Source organism: Nocardia sp. MH4, from assembly GCF_019266065.1.
In the GTDB taxonomy this organism is placed as follows: domain Bacteria; phylum Actinomycetota; class Actinomycetes; order Mycobacteriales; family Mycobacteriaceae; genus Nocardia; species Nocardia canadensis.
Genome location: NZ_LPNR01000100.1, coordinates 68508 through 85563, shown reverse-complemented (window position 1 = coordinate 85563; position 17056 = coordinate 68508). Strand labels below are relative to the sequence as shown.

The following is a 17056-nucleotide window of genomic DNA, read 5'->3' as shown; positions in this document are numbered from 1 at the left end:
ATAGCCGTTCCTACGGCGAACAAAACACGCCGTTGCAAAGACGTGAGCCGGGTCGCGGCGGCGACCCGGCTCACGTGGTGGACGGAGTGCGTCAGAACCTGGGGTGATCGCCCAGCAGCACGGCGCGCGGGGCGTCGGCGTCGGCGGCCTTCTTGACCTGGCCCAGGGTCCAGCAGTCGATGTGGCGGGCGGTGAGCACCGCCAGCGCGCGATCGGCGTCCTCGGGCGCGACGATGGCGACCATGCCGACGCCCATGTTGAACGTCTTCTCCATCTCGACCCGCTCGACCCGGCCGCGCTGAGCGATCATCTTGAACACCGGCGCCGGGTTCCAAGTGCCGCGGTCCAGTTCGGCGACCAGGCCGGCGGGCAGCACGCGCGCCAGGTTGGCGGCCAGGCCACCACCGGTGACGTGCGAGAAGGTGCGCACATCGGTCTCGGCGATCAGCGCCAGGCAGTCCTTGGCGTAGATCCGGGTCGGCTCGAGCAGTTCCTCACCGAGGGTGCGGCCGAACTCCTCGACATAGCCGGTCAGCGACATCCGGTCGATGTCGAGCAGGACCTTGCGGGCCAGGCTGTAGCCGTTGGAGTGCAGGCCCGAGGAGCCCATCGCGATGACGACGTCGCCGGGGCGCACGCGGTCGGGGCCGAGCACCGAGTCGGCCTCGACGACGCCGACGCCGGTGGCGGACAGGTCGTAGTCGTCGGGGTCCATCAGGCCCGGGTGCTCCGCGGTCTCGCCGCCGAGCAGCGCGCAGCCTGCCTTGATGCAGCCCTCGGCGATGCCGGAGACCAGCTCGGCGACCTTCTCCGGGACGACCTTGCCGATGGCGATGTAGTCCTGCAGGAACAGCGGCTCGGCGCCACAGACCACCAGGTCGTCGACGACCATGGCGACCAGGTCGAGGCCGACGGTGTCGTGCTTGTCCAGCGCCTGGGCGACGGCGATCTTCGTGCCGACACCGTCGGTGGACGCGGCCAGCAGCGGCTCGCGGTATCCGCCCTTGAGGGCGAACAGGCCGGCGAAGCCGCCTAGCCCACCCTGCACCTCGGGTCGGCTGGCCTTCTTCGCCAATGGTCCGAACAATTCGACGGCGCGGTCACCGGCTTCGATGTCCACGCCTGCCGCGGCGTAGGAAGCGCCGGCACCGCTGGGGGTCTGTTCAGTCATTGTGGGGGAAAGCTCCAAACCGAATCGGCGGACAGATGCCTAGTAACTCTAAGTGATCCGCCGGTTCAGCTGTCGTTCGGCTCCTGCCCCCGACTCGCCCGCTGCGCTCCCTCATGTGCTCATTGTTCCAGCTCCGTGGCGAAAGTGGCGGCGATCTCAGCTCGGCGACCGCGCTGTTGGACGGGGTCGGGAACCGGAACCGCGGCGACGAGACGGCGGGTGTACTCGTGGCGCGGATGGCGCAGGATCTGTTCGTTGTCGCCTTCCTCGACGCAGGATCCCTCGCGCAGCACCATGATCCGATCGGCGAGCTGGTCGACGACGGCGAGATCGTGGCTGATGAACAGGCAGGCCCAGCCGCACTCGCGTTGCAGCTGCGCGAACAGCTCGAGCACCGCGGCCTGCACCGAGACGTCGAGCGCGCTGGTCGGCTCGTCGGCCACCAGCAGGTCCGGATCGAGTACCAGCGCCCTGGCCAGGCTGGCCCGCTGCCGCTGCCCACCGGACAGCTCGTGTGGGTAGCGCTTCTCGGTGCCCGCGGGCAGCTGGACGTCGTCGAGCAACGTCCTGACCCTGGCCGCGATGGCGGCCCGGTCGCCGGTGCGGTGCACCACCATCGGCTCGGCCACGCACTCGCCGATCGTCAGGCGCGGGTTGAGCGAGCCGGCCGGGTCCTGGAACACGAACCCGAAGCGCCGTCGGATCGGGCGCAGCTTGCGCTGGGACAGCTCGGCGATGTCCTGCCCGCGGATCAGCACCCGCCCCGAGGTCGGCCGTTGCAGCGCCGCCACGCACCGGCCGATCGTCGACTTGCCCGATCCCGACTCCCCGACCAGCCCGAGGGTCTCCCCCGGCCGGATCCGCAGGCTCACCCCGTCGACGGCCCGGAACGCGGGGCGTCCGAACGGCCCAGGGAACTGGACGACCAGATCGCGCACCTCGAGCACCGGCTCGGCCTCGGGGTCGATCGCCGGCCGCTCGATGGTCGCCGCGCCCAGATGCGGGACGGCATCGAGCAGCGCCCTGGTGTACTCGGCGCGCGGGCTGGCGAACAGCTCGTGCACCGGCGCCTGTTCGACGACCTCGCCCGCCCGCATCACCACCACCCGGTCGGCCAGGTCGGCGACCACACCCATGTTGTGGGTGATCAGCACGATCGCGCTGCCCAGCCGGTCGCGCAGGTCGCGCAGCAGTTCCAGGATCTCGGCCTGCACGGTGACGTCGAGCGCGGTGGTCGGCTCGTCGGCGATGATCACCTTGGGCTCGCAGGCGATGGCGATCGCGATCATCACCCGCTGCTTCTGCCCGCCGGAGAGCTGATGCGGGTAGTAGTCGACCCGGTGCTCCGGATCGGGGAGCCCGACCGTGCGCAACAGCTCGATCGCCTTGGCACGGGCGTCCTTGCGGCTCGTCCCGCTGTGCGCGCGCAGGGCTTCGCAGATCTGGAAGCCCGCGGTGAACAGGGGATCCAGCGCGCGGGCGGGTTCCTGGAAGACCATCGAGACCTCGCCGCCGCGCAGCGCGGTCAGCTGCTTCTCGGTCATCGAGGTCACCGCGCGGTCGCCCAGGGTGACCAGCCCGCGCACCTGGGCGGTGTGCGGCAGCAGCCCGATCGCGGTGCGCGAACTGACCGACTTCCCCGAGCCGGACTCGCCGACGATGGCGAGCACCTCGCCGGGGAACACTTCGTAGGACACCTCGCGCACGGCCGCGACCGGCCCGCTGTCGGTGGCGAAGGTCACCGACAGCCCCGACACCGACAGCGCGGGTGTTCGGGTTACGGTCTCAGTCATCGGCCGTCTCCTTCTCGTCCACCGTGGTGACCGCGCGCCGGGTCCGCAGCAGCGGGTTCAGTGTCTCGTCGATGCTCTCCCCGACCAGCGTCATCCCGAGCACGACGAGCACGATCGCGGTGCCGGGGAAGATCGAGGTCCACCAGATCCCGTTGGACACGTCGTTGAGCGCCTTGTTCAGGTCGTAGCCCCACTCGGCGGCCTGGGTCGGCTCGATGCCGAAGCCGAGGAAGCCGAGCGCGGCCAGCGTCAGGATGGCGTCGGCGGCGTTGATGGTGATGATCACCGGCAGTGAGCCGGTGACGTTGGACAGGATGTGCCGGAACATGATTCGCGCCGTCGAGGCGCCGGTGACCCGCGCCGCGTCCACGTACGGCTCGGTCTTCACCGCCACCGTCGCGTTGCGCACGACCCGGAAGTACTGCGGCACATAGACGACCGTGATCGCGATCGCCGCCGACAGCATGCCGCCGAGACTGCTCGACGTGCCGCCCGCGACGACGATCGACACCACGATCGCCAGCAGCAGCGTCGGGAACGCGTAGATGGCGTCCATGACCAGCACCAGCACCCGGTCCACCCAGCGCCCGACGTACCCCGACAGCAGCCCCAGCGGCACGCCGACCAGCAGCGAGAGCACCACCGCGATCACGATCACCAGCAGCGCGGTGCGCGCGCCGAACAGCACCCGGGAGAACACGTCCTCGCTGCGCACCGAGGTACCGAACCAGTGCTCGGCCGATGGCCCCTGCTGTGGCACGAAAGCCACACCGTCGGCGCTGTTCTGGGCCAGCCCATACGGCGCGAGCAGCGGCGCGAACACCGCGACGAAGACGAAGCCGGTGACCAGCACCAGCCCCGTGATCAGCGTGATCCGTTGCAGCCCAGCCGTCATCGACAGCAGCCCGGCGCCCGGTATCCGGCGCCGCTTCACCGTTGCGGTGCTCATCAGAACCTCACCCTCGGGTCGATCAGCGCGACGACGGCGTCGACGACGAAACTCATCACCGCGACCAGCAACGCGATGAACGCGACAATGCCCTGCACCGCGATGAAGTCCCGCGCCCGCAGATACTCGGCGAGCTGATAGCCCAGGCCCTTCCACTCGAAGGTGGTCTCGGTGAGCACCGCGCCGCCGAGCATCATCGCGATGCACATCCCCATCACCGTGATGATCGGGATCAGCGCGTTGCGCATCGCGTGCCTGCCGGTGACCACCCGTGCGGACAGTCCGCGCGCTCGCGCCGCCTCGACGAAATCGCTGCGCAGCGTCTGGATCAGGTTCACCCGCACCAGCCGCAGGAAGATGCCGCCGGTGAGCAGGCCGAGCGCGACGGCGGGCAGCACCGCGTGCTCGAGTACGTCGAGCACGTAGGACGGTTCGCCGTACAGGATCGAGTCGATGATCAGGATGTTCGTCTTCGGCGAGACGTGCTGGAGCGCGAGTTCCACGTCGGTGCTCGCCCGCCCGCCGACCGGGAACCAGCCCAGCCACACCGAGAAGATCAGCTTGAGCAACATGCCGACGAAGAACACCGGGGCCGCGTAGGCCAGCACCGCGGCGAACCGCAGCACCGCGTCCGACGTCGAATCCCGATGCGTCGCCGCGTATCTGCCCAGCGGCACACCGATCGCGAAGGCGACCAGCAAGCCCCAGAACACCAGCTCGAACGTGGCGGCGCCGTAGGTGATCACCACATCGCCGATCGCCTGGTTGTCCTGGGTCCGTCCGAAATCGCCGTGCAGGAAGCCGGTGATGTACTCCCAGTACTGGGTCAGGATCGGTCGATTGAGCCCCGCGGCCTCCTTGCGCTGCTCGATCTGATCCTGGGTCAGCCTGCCGCCCATGGCCGCGCTGATCGGGTCACCGATCACCCGCATCAGGAAGAACACCACCGTCACCAGCAACCACGCGGTCGGCAGGATCAGCAGCAGCCGGATCAGCAGGTACCGCAGCAGAGCCACCTGGCGGGAACCCCCGCCGCGCGTCCACCCGAAACGCCGCACCCGGATCAGCGATCCGGATGCGGCGGGAACGTCACTCACTTGCTCAGTACCGTGAACCGGAACTTGAAGGAGCCGTCGAGGGTCTGATCGACGCCGGAGACGCCGGGCTTGGACACCGCGACCTGCTTACCCGAGAGCAACGGAAGCGTGGGCAGGAAGTTCTGTGCCAGATCGGTCTGGATCTTGCGCAACAGCTCGACCCGCTTGGCCGGATCGGCTTCGGTGGTCTCGGCGGTCAGCTGGGCGTTGATGCCGGGATTCTCGAAGTGCGACTGCAGGAAGTTGTTCGGGCCGAAGAACGGCGAGAGGTAGTTGTCGGCGTCCGGGAAGTCCGGGAACCAGCCGAACTGGTACATCGGGTAGCCGTCGGAGGCCCGTTCCTTCTGGTAGGTCACCCATTCGGTGGACTGCAGGTTCACCTTGAACAGGCCGGAGGCCTCGAGCTGGGACTTCACCGCGGCGTACTCCTCGGAGGAGCTGGAACCGTAGTGGTCCGGGTTGTACTGCAGGTTGAGCGTCACCGGCGTGGCCACGCCCGCGTCGGCGAGGAACTTCGCCGCCAGCGTCTTGTCCGGCTTGGCGCCGTAGAGCTGCTTGAGCGGCTCGGCCGCACCCGTCATCCCCTGCGGGACATAGCCGTACGCGGGCTGATAGGTGTTCTTGTACACCGCCGAGGCCAGCGCCTCGCGGTCCACCGAGGACGCCAGCGCCTTGCGCACGGCCAGCTTCTGCTCGGGGGTGTTGCCCGGCATGGTGTTCATGTTGAACACGATGTAGCGCAGCTCGCCGCCGGGACCGTCGGTCACCTTCACCTTGGAGTCGGCACGCAGGGAGTCGATGTCGGTGGGCGTGAACGAGCGGTAGCCGACGTCGATGGCGCCGTTCTGCAGGTCCAGTTTGAGGTTGTCGGAGGTGGCGTAGTACTTGGTCGAGACCGTGGAGTTCTTCGGCGTGCCGAGGATGCCCTGGTAGTCCGGGTTGGCCTGGTACTCGACCAGCTTGTTCTTGTCGTAGCTGGTGATCGTGTACGGGCCGGAATAGCCCTTGCCCTGGACGACTTCGTCGTCGGTGGCGACCTTGTCGGCGGGGAACACCCGCTCGTCGACGATCGGTCCGGCCTGGGTCGGCAGGATCGTCGGGAAGGTCTGATCGTTGGCGACCTTCAGCGTGAAGGCGACGGTGAGATCGTCGACCACCTCGGTCTTGTCGAGGTTGCCGAGCAGCGAGGCGGGACCGTGCGGATCGTTGATCTTCAGCATCCGGTCGAAGGAGAACTTGACGCTCTTGGCGGTCAACGGATTTCCGCTGGCGAATTTCAGCCCGGATTTGATCTTGCACGTGTACACGGTGGGCGTACTGAACTCACACTTCTCCGCCGCGTCGGGCTTGGGCGTGGTGTCGCCGGGCGCGAAATTCAGCAGATACGAATAGATCTGGTTCTCCACCAGCAGCGAGCCGTTGTCGTAGGCCGCCGCCGGGTCGAGCGAGAAGATCTTGTCCGTCGTGCCGACGACCAGCCCCGCCCCGGACCCCGCCTCATCGGTGCGCCCCGAACCGCAGCCCGCCAGCGCGGCCGCGACCACCGCCGCGACACCTACTGCGGCAACTTGTTTCGCGCGATTCCTGCGGGCGCTCATTGCACTGTTCAACATCAGGTCCCATTCTCGAACGCCGCGTCGTCGCCGCGCCTGGATCACAGGAGCGGCGACCACGCGGTGAGCCAGCGATATATCGGGGGACCGTACAGGCGAACCATTACCGCCCAGTTTCAAATCGGGCGAAAAATTGCGGGGATGTTATGAACTAATCTTACGTAATTATCGTTGACCGGAATTATTCACGTACACAACGCAAAAGGGGCCGATCAGGTTTATCCTGACCGGCCCCTCCTGGACTGCGACGCGGCGCTACGGCCTGCTCAGCGCGTCGACATTGACGTTCTCGCCCAGCAGCTTCGCCTCCGGCTGACCCGAGAGCATGCCCTCGAGGACGTTCTTGCCGATGGCCGCTTCCTGCGGCAGCGGGATCGGGTAGTCGCCGGTGAAGCAGGCGGTGCACAGCCGGGTGGCCGGCTGCTCGGTGGCGGCGATCATGCCCTCGGTGGAGATGTAGCCGAGGCTGTCGGCGCCGATCGAGCGGCGCACGTTCTCGACCATGTCGACGTAGCTGTCGTCGGCGCCCGTGCCGTTGGCGATCAGCTCCGCGCGCGAGGCGAAGTCGATGCCGTAGAAGCAGGGCCACTTCACCGGCGGCGAGGCGATGCGGACGTGGATCTCCAGCGCGCCCGCCTCCCGCAGCATGCGGATCAGCGCGCGCTGGGTGTTGCCGCGCACGATCGAGTCGTCGACGACGATGAGCCGCTTGCCGCGGATCACCTCGCGCAGCGGGTTGAGCTTGAGCCGGATGCCGAGCTGGCGGATGGTCTGGCTCGGCTGGATGAAGGTGCGGCCCACATAGGCGTTCTTCATCAGGCCCTGGCCGTAGGGAATGCCGGAGCCCTGCGCGTAGCCGACCGCGGCGGGCGTGCCCGACTCGGGCACCGGGATCACCAGATCGGCCTCGATCGGATGTTCCTTGGCCAGCTTGCGGCCGATCTCCACACGGGTGGAGTGCACCGAGCGGCCGGCGATGGTGGTGTCGGGGCGAGCCAGGTACACGTACTCGAAGACGCACCCCTTGGGCTCGGGGTTGGCGAAGCGCATCGAGCGCACGCCGTCGGAGTCGATGGCCAGCAGCTCGCCCGGCTCGATCTCGCGGACGAACGCGGCGCCGACGATGTCGAGCGCGGCGGTCTCGGAGGCGACCACCCAGCCGCGGTCGAGCCTGCCCAGCACCAGCGGGCGCACGCCGTGCGGGTCACGCGCGGCGTAGAGGGTGTGCTCGTCCATGAAGGTCAGGCAGAACGCGCCGCGCAGTTGCGGCAGCAGCTCCATCGCGGCCTGCTCGATGCTCGAGTCGGCGGCGGCGTGCGCCAGCAGCGCGGTGACGATGTCGGAATCGGAGGTCGCGCCGGTCATCTGCGGGCGACCGTCGATCACGCCCGCTCCGATCAGGCCCAATTCGCGTGCGCGACCGGCCAGTTCGGCGGTGTTGACCAGGTTGCCGTTGTGGCCGAGCGCCAGGCCGGAGCCGACGGCGGTGGTGCGGAAGATCGGCTGCGCGTTCTCCCAGGTGACGCCACCGGTGGTGGAGTAGCGACAGTGACCGACGGCGATATGCCCCGGCATCGCGCCTAGCGTCTGCTCGTCGAAGACCTGGGAGACCAGGCCGAGATCCTTGAAGACCAGGATCTGGGAGCCGTCGGAGACGGCGATACCGGCCGCCTCCTGCCCGCGATGCTGCAGGGCGTAGAGGCCGTAGTAGGTGAGCTTGGCGACGTCCTCATCGGGAGCCCAGACGCCGAAGACGCCACACTCCTCGCGGGGCTCGTTCTCGGGCTCGTGGGGGTCATTCACCGTTTGCTCCCTGTTCGGGCGGGCTGGGGGCACCCGTCATTCTACGGGTGTTCAGGGTCTCGACGTACACCGCGGCGCAAACCTGGCGCAATCGACCGTGTGCGATCACCCAGATTCCGGGGGCACAGCTGCTACCGTGCCGATCGTGACCACCGATGACAGTGCGCACGAATCAGCCGATTCCCCGGCGTTACCCACCGTCAACGCCGATTCGGCGCCGAAGGATTCCGATACCTCGCCCGGTGGTGGAGCGAGATCGGCCACAGTCGGGATCTCGCGGCGGCAGTGGGTCAGGATTCTCGTGGCGCCGACCACTGTCCTCGCTGTCGTGTTGTCTCTGCTCGGCATCATGTACCTGGCCTATATCGCCGATCCGGAGGGGAATCTGCACGATTTCCCGATCGTGCTGGTCAACCAGGACGTCGGCGACACCATCGACACCGGCGGCCGGACCGAGCACGTGAACTTCGGTAAGCAGGTCGCCGATGCCCTGGTCGCGGGGGTGCCCGCCGACCAGGTCGATCTGCGCGTGGTCGGGATCAGCGAGTCCGAGCGGTTGATGCGCACCGCCCAGATCTACGGTGCCGTCATCATTCCCAGCGACTTCAGCAAACGGCTGGGAATTCTCGGCGTCGGCAGTGTGGTCGGCGGCGAGATCGAGCGCCCGATCATCACCGTGCAGACCAACTCCGGGATGGGCCCGTACTCGGCAGGCATCGTCACCCGCATCGGGGCGCGGGCGATGGCCGAGGTGAACAAGCAGGTCGGGCAGCAATTGAGCACGCGGGTCCGCGACACCCTCGCCGCGACGCCCGCGGGCGCTCCGGCACCGGAGATCTCCGGCGCCGCCCAGCTGACGCTGGCCCAGCCCATCCAGGTGGTCGAGCAGGAATGGCGCCCGCTCGGCAAGGGCTCGGGCCTCGGCCTGACCGCGTTCTTCTACGCGCTGCTGATCCTGATGGCGGGTGTGGTCGGCGCGATGGTCATCCACACGATGGTCGACGCCCAACTCGGCTTCCAGCCCACCGAGTACGGCCCCTGGTACGTGCACTATCCGCCGACGCCGATCTCACGGTTCCACACCCTGCTGATCAAGTGGGGCGTGATGATCGTCGTGGCCGTGGTGATCTCGCTGCTCTACCTGGCCGTGGCGAAGGTCCTCGGTGTCGCCGGGAACCAGCCGACGCAGCTGCTGCTGTACTCCGTCCTCGCGCTGGTCGCGGTGGGAATGACCTGTATGGCGTCGCTGGCTGCCTTCGGCACCGCCGGCCTGCTGATCAACCTGGCCGTGTTCGTCATTCTCGGTCTGCCCTCGTCGAGCGGCACCGTCCCGATCCAGGCGGTCCCGACCTACATCGCCTGGCTGGCCGAATTCGAGCCGATGCACCAGGTGTACCTGGGCATGCGCTCGATCCTGTACTTCGAATCCGACTACACCGCCGGACTCGGGCGGGGAATCTGGATGGCGCTGCTCGGGCTCGGCCTCGCCGTGGTCGGCGGCATCGTGATCACCAGGTACTACGACGTCAAGGGACTGCACCGGGAGAACCTGATCGACACGACGAAGACGGACTGACCGCGCGGCGGTGTCACCGGGGATCGACCGGCACGATCGGCAGCCACGCCGCGATCTCGCCTGCGCGCGTCCCCGACACCGACAGCACGCCGGCGGCCACCGCGTCGTCGAACGCCAGCAATCCGGTGGCAAGCAACAACCAGGTGCGCGGGTCTGCCTCCACCACGTTCGGCGGCGTCCCCCTGGTGTGCCGTGGGCCCTCGATGCACTGCACGGCGACGAACGGCGGCACCCGGACTTCCACCGAGTGGCCGGGAGCGTCCGCCGCCAGCGCCCGCGCGGTCCCCCGCACCGCCGCGGCCAGCACGCTTCGCTCCGGCCCCGGCGCGTCGGCCGAACGCAACCAGTCGGCCACGGCGGTCACCGCGGCGCGCACCTCCGCCGGATCTACTGTCTTCCGTCCCGCCATTCGCGCAACGCTACCGATCGCGACCGGTCGCCGACGAGGCGGCGGGAGCCGAGCATCGGTGCGGACGGCGCCGCGGATCGATCAGCCGCGTCCGGCGCGCAGGGCGTCGATGCGCAGGTCGAGGTACTCGACCATCATCCGGCGCGCGTCGACGCCACCGAGCAGGGCGAGGCGTTTGGTGTGGGCGAGCAGGAGCAGGCCGGACAGGTGGGCCAGGACATCGGCGGTGATGACGCGGGCGCGTTCTTCGGTGGCGCCGAGTTCCACGGCCGCGGAGACGATCGGGCCGAGGCCGGACAGCATGGCCGCGTTGAGGCCGGCGTCCAGTTCGGCGCCGAGACCGTGCGGGCGGATGCCGCCGCGGAAGAGATAGAAGCCCAGGTCCAGGTCGCGGGGGTTACCGTCGTAGAAGTCGAAGAACGCCAGGCCCGCGGCGCGGAACCGGGCGGCGGGGTCGTCGAGGGTGGTCACCGCCGCCACCTCGGCCGAGAGCCGGGCCAGCGATTCGCCGAGCAGCGCGGCGTAGATGTGCTCCTTGCTCGGGAAGTAGGCGTAGAGCGCGCCGGGGGTGTAGCCGGCCGCGGTGGCGATGGCCCGGATATTGGCCGCGTCGACGCCGTCGGCCTCGAAGATCGTCCTGGCCGCGCGCAGGATGATCGCGCGTTTCGCCTCGGCGATCTCGTCACGGCGCTCCGCCCGGCTCGATTCGGCCACTGGTCCCCACTTCCCTTCGATCGGGGCTTCACGCTACATTCTGAACAACGTTCAGCACAGTGAACCATGTTCAGGAGGTGTCATGCCGAGCTCCACCGAGCCGACCGAACCGACGACGCTGCGGTTGCGCAGCTCCGACGAGCTGACCCTGGTCGCCGACAGCTTCGGCACTCCGGGCGGCCCGCTGGTCGTGATGCTGCACGGCGGCGGCCAGAACCGGCACTCGTGGAAGCGCACCGGCCGCGCCCTGGCCGCGGCGGGCATGCACGTCGTCGCGGTGGACGCCCGTGGCCACGGCGACAGCGACTGGTCGCCCACCCGCGACTACACCCGCGACGCCATGGTCGGCGATCTGCTCACCGTGCTCGACCAGCTCGGCGCCACTCCCGACAACGGCGCGGTCGTCGTCGGCGCCAGCATGGGCGGCATCACCGGCCTGCTCGCGACCGCCGACCCCGCCGGCGCCGCGATCCGGGCGCTGGTGCTCGTCGACATCGTGCCCCGCTCGGAATCCAAAGGCGTGGAACGCGTCATGGACTTCCTCGGCAGACACCGCGACGGCTTCGACACCCTCGATCAGGTCGCCGACGCGGTCGCCGCCTACCTCCCGCACCGGCCGCGCCCCGACAACGCCGACGGCCTGCTGCGCAACCTGCGTCAGCGCGAGGGCCGCTGGTACTGGCACTGGGACCCCGACCTGCTCAGCGGCCTCGAGGACAACCCGCAGGCCCGCATCGCCGACATGGAAACCGCCGCCGAGGCACTCACCATCCCGGTCCTGCTGGTCCGCGGCGGCAAGTCCGACGTGGTCAGCGACGAGGGCGCCGCCGCCTTCCTCGCCCTGGCCCCCCACGCCCGCCTGGCCGAGATCACCGCCGCCGCCCACACCGCCGCCGGCGACGACAACGACGCCTTCACCGACGCCGTAGCCGGTTTCGTCGCCACCACCTGACCATGCCCGATTCGGCGGGCGAATTGGACCAGAAACGCATCACGGTGACGGTGGCATCCGGCCACAACCCGTAGTCACCCGGGATGGTCCGCACTGTCGACAAGGCGATCACCCAGTGCCAGGCGCAATGCACGGAGGGCGGTCACACGCCGCGCCCCGAGCGGAGTTCGATCCGCTGCGCCACGAGCGGCAGCATCGCTCCCCCGGCGTTGATCGCCAGGTGCAGCAGGGCGGGGGCGGTCGCGCTGCCGGTGTGCCTGCGCAGCGCGCTGAAGACCAGTCCGGCGAGGGTGGTGAGCGCGACGGTGCCCGGCACCGATTCGCCGGTGGCCCGCGCCGGACGGATATGGCACAGACCGAAATCGAGCGCGCCGACCGCCGCGGCGACGCGCGGGTCCGCGACGTCGTCGAGCAGTGGATCGAGGGTGCCGCGGAACATCGCTTCCTCGGCGAGCACCGTGCCGACGGGGATGTGCAGGGCGACCCATTCGAGCGTGGATGTCTCGGGCACCCGCTCGGCGACCTCGAGCGGCAGCTTGCGCAGCGCCGGAACAGCCAGCGCCACACCGTAACCGGCGAACACCAGCGCGGCACCGCCCATCCCCCAGCGAAAACCCTTGGCCGACGACCAGTTCGGCCGCCCCCCGAACACCAGCGCGTAGCTCGCCGCGAACCCGAGGTTGGCCGCGGTGCGGCCACGCAGCCGAAGGCGCGACGCGGGGAGCAGCCGATTACTCCACAGCAGCGGCAGACCCAGGGCCGCACCCACTCGCATCCGCTCCCGCAGACCGGGTGCGCGTCCCCAGCTGCGCCGCGCGGAGCGCCTCACCACCGAAGCTCGCAGCACTCGAACGCGACACCGCGACCAGCGCTCGCCGACGCCCACCGGGCAGACCACCCGCCGCAGGACGCGCGATACGCAAGCACCCGCGCGCCCCTGCTCACTTGACGGCCCGCTCGAACTCGTCCGCCGAATCCAGTGCGGCCCGGATACTTTCGACGACGTCCCCGCTCACCCCGGGCGGCGCCGCCACCGCCAACCACCCGTCCAGCACCAGGCTCCCGTAACGATGGCCGTGGCCGTCCGAAACCCCTTGGGCGTTGGTGAGATCCGCGGTGACCTGCCAGAACGTCACGAACGGTGCCCACCGCATCTGGGTGGACACATCCGGTCCGCGCGGTTCGCTGAGCCAGTCCGGCTGGGTCAGGATCAGATCGGCCGACCACCACACGATCGGGTCGGACGGATGTTGCAGGTAGGCGATGCGGGGTTCGCGCCAGGTCGCCGCGGGGCCGAGATCGCCTGCGTCATCGGCGAATCGGACGACGAGCCCATCGGCGTACACCGGGGCCACCTCGGGTGAACCGGGGTCACGCCGGTCGACGAACTGGCTCCACAGCCGATTCGAGTTCGGCGGCCCGACCCACAGCGCCCCGTCGACCTTCTCGCGCAGGTCACCGAGCCCTTCGAACGCCTCCTCCGAACCCTGCGACCCCAGACTCTCCCCATAGACGAACAGCTTCGGCCGCTGCCCCTCCGGCTGGGCCAGCCAGCGCTGATACACCGCGTCGAACAGCTCCCGGCTCGCCGCGGCGGCCTTCTCCCGGTCCGACAGGAACGACAACACGCTGGGCAGATAGGAGTACTGCGTGGCCACGATCGCGGTGTCGCCGCCGTAGAGGTATTCGATCGCGCCCGCCGCCGTCGCGTTCACCCAACCGGTCCCGGTCGTGGTGACCACCACCATGGCCTCGCGGTCGAACGCGTTGGTCCGCTCGAGTTCGGCGACGGCCAGCTGCGCGGCGGTCTGCTCGCCGGTCACCGATTCCAGCCCGACATAGGCCCGAATCGGTTCGCGCGCGGTCTTTCCCGTCACCTCGGTGATGTCGTCGGCGCTCGGTCCGTTGGCGGCGAACCAGCGGCCCTCGTACCCGAGGGTCTGCCACGGCGCGAGCGAGGTGGCGCTGCCCGAGCGCTCCGGTTTCACGGGCTGCAGCGCGTAGTCGGAGGTGTGGTCGTTGCGCACGCTGAACGCGGAGTTGGCCACCGCGAAGAATGCCCGCGAGGCGACACCGTTGAACACCGTCACCGCGAACACCACCAGCACCAGCGCGCCGGCGGCGGGCGCGAGTTCGCGCGGCACCCGCACCCAGCGGTTGAGCTGGCGGGCCAGCACGAGCACCAGGGTCCGGATCGTGCGGTAGGCGGCGACGACGGCGATCCCGACGGCCACGCTGAGCAGCCCGGTGCGCAGGTAGGCGGGCGTCGTCGTCCCGGCCATCCCCATCAGCGAAGTGATCTCGCGCTGCCAGCGCGCCGACTGCACCAGCATCACCGCCGCGACCAGCGCGCACACGACCAGCACGGTCGCCTTGATGGCGTACCGCAGCCGATCCGACGGGCTCGGGATCGGGATCCGCGCCCGCACCCAGCGCCGGAAGATCCATTCGAGCACACAGCCGAGCCCGTACCCGATCGCGGCGTTGATCCCGCTGATCAAGCCCTGGAACAGCCAGTCGCGCGGGACCAGCGACGGCGTCACCGACAGGGCGAAGAACAGCGTCGCCAGGACCAGACCGGGGTAATTGAGGTCGACGATGTCCTCGACGCGGCGCAGCAGCTCGGCGCCGCGCGCACGCAACGTCACGAGGGTGGAGCCGGTCGCGGACACCCACCCAGTATGGCTGCCCGGTTCGGCGCCGCGGGGCGTTGTGGATGGCGGGTCGGTCACTTCCGGCGGTGTTCGGCAACTACCCATCACACTCGAGTAGTTTCACGCGCCCGCGACAATCCCCCGGTCAGCACACTGATTCCCATGAGCACACCCAATGCCAAGCCGAAGAACACCTCGGCGTACATGGTCCAGGCCGCGATCGCGTTCGGCGTCAGCCTGATCGGCACCGGCGCCGGGATCGCCTACCTGCCGCTGGACGCCTGGCAGCGCGGATTCCTCGCGATGTCCGGGCTGTTCCTCGTCACCAGCTGCTTCACCCTCGCCAAGGTCGTGCGCGACCAGCAGGAGGCGCAGTCCCTGATCGGCCGGATCGACGAGGCGCGGCTGGAACAGCTGATCGCCGAGCACAATCCGTTCCGAACAGTGTCGTAGCCGGGACCGGGCAGCCCCGATCGAGGGGTTCGGCGCTGCCCGGCCCGGCTACTTCAGCTGATGCTCGGTGGCGGCCGACTCGACCAGAAACGCCTTGATCCGCGCCGCCAGTTCCGGTGTGTAGTCCGGTGGTTCGGCCACCGCGGCCCACGCGTCGGGCACGACATTGCCGTAGTTGTGGCCGTGCCCGTTGGATACCGTCTGCGCGCGTGGCAGATCCGCCGCGACCTGCCAGAACGTGACGATCGGATACCACGACATCGCCGGGGACACATCGGGTCCGCGCTTCTCGCGCAGCCAGTCGGGTTCGGAGAACAGCAGATCCGGCGACCACCACACCACCGGGTCGGACGCGTGCTGCAGGTAGACGATGCGCGGGTCGGTCCAGTTGTCCGAGGGCCTCGCCAGCTGATCGGCGCTGGCGGCGAAGCGCACCGAGAGCCCGTCCGCGAAAATCGGGGTGATCTCCTCGGTGCCCGGATCGCGCCTGCGCACGAACTCCGCCCACAGCCGGTTCGAATTGGGCGGGCCGACCCAGAGCACGCCGTCGGTGCGGTTGCGGATGTCGGCCAGGCCGGAGAACGCGCCCTCGGAGCCCTGCGAACCGAGGCTCTCGCCGTAGACCAGCAGCTTGGGCCTGGCGTCCTCGGGCAGCGCCGCCCAGCGTTCGTACACCTTGTCGAACAGCAGGCGGCCCATGGTCATCGACTTGTCACGGTCGGACAGGAACGACAGGGCGCTGGGCAGGTAGGAGTACTGCGTCGCGACCAACGCGCTGTCCCCGTTGTACATCAGCTCGATCGACTCGGCGCTGGTCGAGTCGACCCAGCCCGTGCCGGTGGTGCTGATCACCACCAGCACTTCCCGTTCGAAGGCCTTGGTGCGGTCGAGTTCGGCGACGGCCAGGTCGGTCTGGGCCTCGAAGCCGTCGGCCGATTCCAGCCCGGCGTACACCCGGATCGGTTCGCGCGCGGGCTTTCCGGTGACCTGGCCGATGGCCAGCGCGGTCGGCGCGTTGGCCACGAACCATCGGCCCTCCGAGCCGAGGGTGTCCCACTTGGCCAAAGACTCGGGACTGCCGGAACGTTCGGGCAGCGTCGGCTGGATCGCGTGCGCGGAGGTGTGGCTGTTGCGGGCGCTGAACGCCGAATTCGCCACGGTGAAGAAGGCTTTCGCCAGCACGCCGTTGAACAGCAGCACGGCGGCGATCATCACGATGATCACGCCGAGCGGCCGCGCGAACGACGCCGGAATCCGGACCCACTGGTTCAGACCGCGCGCGACGGCACGCACCAGCCGGACCACACCGCGCGAGATCCAGATCAGCAGGCCGACCACCACCGCACCCACCAGCACGGTGCGCGGGTAGCCCGAATCGGAGATCGGTTCCATCCCCATCAGATCGGTGATCTGGTGCTGCCAGTGCGCGGACTGGACGCTCAGCGCGATCGAGACGATCAGGCAGCCCAGCACGATCACGGACTTCACCGCGATCGACGTCCAGCTCGGCCGCTTCGCCCAGACGTCGGCGAGCCGGTCCGGCAGGGTGATCCTGGGCCGCACCCATTTGCGCCAGGCCCAGGCCAGCGCGCAGCCGATGCCGTAGCCGATGGTGGCGTTGATGCCGCTGACCAGGCCCTGGAAGAACCAGTCACGCGGCAGCAGCGACGGCGTCAGCGACCAGCAGAAGAACACCGTGGCCACGACGAGCCCCGTGTAGTTCGGGTGGAAGAACCGTTCGACCAGGTGGATTCCGCGCAGGACCGGGTTGCCCGGCGCCGCAGGGGTGTCCGGCGCGGCGGGAGTGTCCGGCGCGGCGGGGTTGGCGTGCGCCGCCTCGGTGGAAGTCGAGCTCGTATCCTCTGTCGTCAA

General features: G+C 69.1%; 14 protein-coding genes. 3 read left to right on the top strand and 11 right to left on the bottom strand.

What is annotated here, in order from left to right:
• Positions 1 to 91 precede the first annotated feature (91 nt).
• From purM to purF, 6 genes are all read right to left on the bottom strand, one after another.
• On the bottom strand, positions 92 to 1171 hold the full coding sequence (gene purM / locus ATM97_RS15720; protein WP_019044841.1) for a phosphoribosylformylglycinamidine cyclo-ligase: 1080 nt from the start codon (positions 1169 to 1171) through the stop codon (positions 92 to 94).
• Between the two features lie 119 nt (positions 1172 to 1290).
• On the bottom strand, positions 1291 to 2964 hold the full coding sequence (locus ATM97_RS15715) for an ABC transporter ATP-binding protein (protein ID WP_218718755.1): 1674 nt from the start codon (positions 2962 to 2964) through the stop codon (positions 1291 to 1293).
• Positions 2957 to 3913 carry an ABC transporter permease gene (locus ATM97_RS15710; RefSeq protein WP_218718754.1) on the bottom strand — a complete coding sequence of 319 codons (957 nt, stop codon included), beginning with the start codon at positions 3911 to 3913 and terminating at the stop codon, positions 2957 to 2959. Before ATM97_RS15710 ends, ATM97_RS15715 begins: the two co-directional genes overlap by 8 nt.
• A complete protein-coding gene (locus ATM97_RS15705; protein ID WP_255587857.1) occupies positions 3913 to 4923 on the bottom strand; it encodes an ABC transporter permease in 1011 nt (336 codons plus the stop codon). The genes ATM97_RS15710 and ATM97_RS15705 overlap by 1 nt, the downstream gene beginning before the upstream one ends.
• Positions 4924 to 5006: 83 nt before the next feature.
• The gene (locus ATM97_RS15700; RefSeq protein WP_255587836.1) at positions 5007 to 6623 is read right to left on the bottom strand and encodes an ABC transporter substrate-binding protein; all 1617 of its coding nucleotides are present in this window, start codon (positions 6621 to 6623) and stop codon (positions 5007 to 5009) included.
• 255 nt (positions 6624 to 6878) lie between these two features.
• The gene (gene purF, locus ATM97_RS15695) at positions 6879 to 8426 is read right to left on the bottom strand and encodes an amidophosphoribosyltransferase (protein ID WP_308248498.1); all 1548 of its coding nucleotides are present in this window, start codon (positions 8424 to 8426) and stop codon (positions 6879 to 6881) included.
• Between the two features lie 145 nt (positions 8427 to 8571).
• On the opposite strand from purF, the gene ATM97_RS15690 reads away from it, so the two are divergent.
• Entirely contained in the window at positions 8572 to 10002 is a 1431-nt protein-coding gene (locus ATM97_RS15690; RefSeq protein ID WP_308248497.1) for a DUF3533 domain-containing protein, read from the top strand.
• A 13-nt stretch (positions 10003 to 10015) separates the two neighbouring features.
• Here the strand turns inward: ATM97_RS15690 and ATM97_RS15685 are convergent, their stop codons facing one another.
• Both ATM97_RS15685 and ATM97_RS15680 read right to left on the bottom strand, forming a co-directional pair.
• Entirely contained in the window at positions 10016 to 10411 is a 396-nt protein-coding gene (locus ATM97_RS15685; protein ID WP_218718751.1) for a sterol carrier family protein, read from the bottom strand.
• Between the two features lie 81 nt (positions 10412 to 10492).
• Entirely contained in the window at positions 10493 to 11125 is a 633-nt protein-coding gene (locus tag ATM97_RS15680; protein ID WP_218718750.1) for a TetR/AcrR family transcriptional regulator, read from the bottom strand.
• Between the two features lie 82 nt (positions 11126 to 11207).
• Between ATM97_RS15680 and ATM97_RS15675 the strand changes: the two genes are divergently transcribed.
• Entirely contained in the window at positions 11208 to 12077 is an 870-nt protein-coding gene (locus ATM97_RS15675; RefSeq protein WP_218718749.1) for an alpha/beta fold hydrolase, read from the top strand.
• Positions 12078 to 12219: 142 nt separating this feature from the next.
• On the opposite strand, the gene ATM97_RS15670 is transcribed toward ATM97_RS15675, so the two are convergent.
• On the bottom strand, positions 12220 to 12852 hold the full coding sequence (locus ATM97_RS15670; protein WP_218718748.1) for a CPBP family intramembrane glutamic endopeptidase: 633 nt from the start codon (positions 12850 to 12852) through the stop codon (positions 12220 to 12222).
• Positions 12853 to 13018: 166 nt separating this feature from the next.
• Positions 13019 to 14749 (bottom strand): alpha/beta hydrolase, encoded by a 1731-nt coding sequence (locus ATM97_RS15665; protein ID WP_308248496.1) that lies wholly within the window; start codon positions 14747 to 14749, stop codon positions 13019 to 13021.
• A 144-nt stretch (positions 14750 to 14893) separates the two neighbouring features.
• Between ATM97_RS15665 and ATM97_RS15660 the strand changes: the two genes are divergently transcribed.
• Positions 14894 to 15184: a YiaA/YiaB family inner membrane protein gene (locus ATM97_RS15660; RefSeq protein ID WP_218718747.1), complete on the top strand. Its 291-nt coding sequence runs from the start codon at positions 14894 to 14896 to the stop codon at positions 15182 to 15184.
• Positions 15185 to 15232: 48 nt separating this feature from the next.
• On the opposite strand, the gene ATM97_RS15655 is transcribed toward ATM97_RS15660, so the two are convergent.
• Complete coding sequence (locus ATM97_RS15655; protein ID WP_255587834.1) at positions 15233 to 17056, bottom strand: alpha/beta-hydrolase family protein; 1824 nt, start codon at positions 17054 to 17056, stop codon at positions 15233 to 15235.

Bases quoted from the DNA above. Each gene is read 5' to 3' on its own strand.
- purM (WP_019044841.1), bottom strand. From the start codon at position 1,171: ATGACTGAACAGACCCCCAGCGGTGCCGGCGCTTCCTACGCCGCGGCA.
- ATM97_RS15715 (WP_218718755.1), bottom strand. From the start codon at position 2,964: ATGACTGAGACCGTAACCCGAACACCCGCGCTGTCGGTGTCGGGGCTG.
- ATM97_RS15710 (WP_218718754.1), bottom strand. From the start codon at position 3,913: ATGAGCACCGCAACGGTGAAGCGGCGCCGGATACCGGGCGCCGGGCTG.
- ATM97_RS15700 (WP_255587836.1), bottom strand. From the start codon at position 6,623: ATGTTGAACAGTGCAATGAGCGCCCGCAGGAATCGCGCGAAACAAGTT.
- ATM97_RS15685 (WP_218718751.1), bottom strand. From the start codon at position 10,411: ATGGCGGGACGGAAGACAGTAGATCCGGCGGAGGTGCGCGCCGCGGTG.
- ATM97_RS15675 (WP_218718749.1), top strand. From the start codon at position 11,208: ATGCCGAGCTCCACCGAGCCGACCGAACCGACGACGCTGCGGTTGCGC.
- ATM97_RS15670 (WP_218718748.1), bottom strand. From the start codon at position 12,852: ATGCGAGTGGGTGCGGCCCTGGGTCTGCCGCTGCTGTGGAGTAATCGG.
- ATM97_RS15660 (WP_218718747.1), top strand. From the start codon at position 14,894: ATGAGCACACCCAATGCCAAGCCGAAGAACACCTCGGCGTACATGGTC.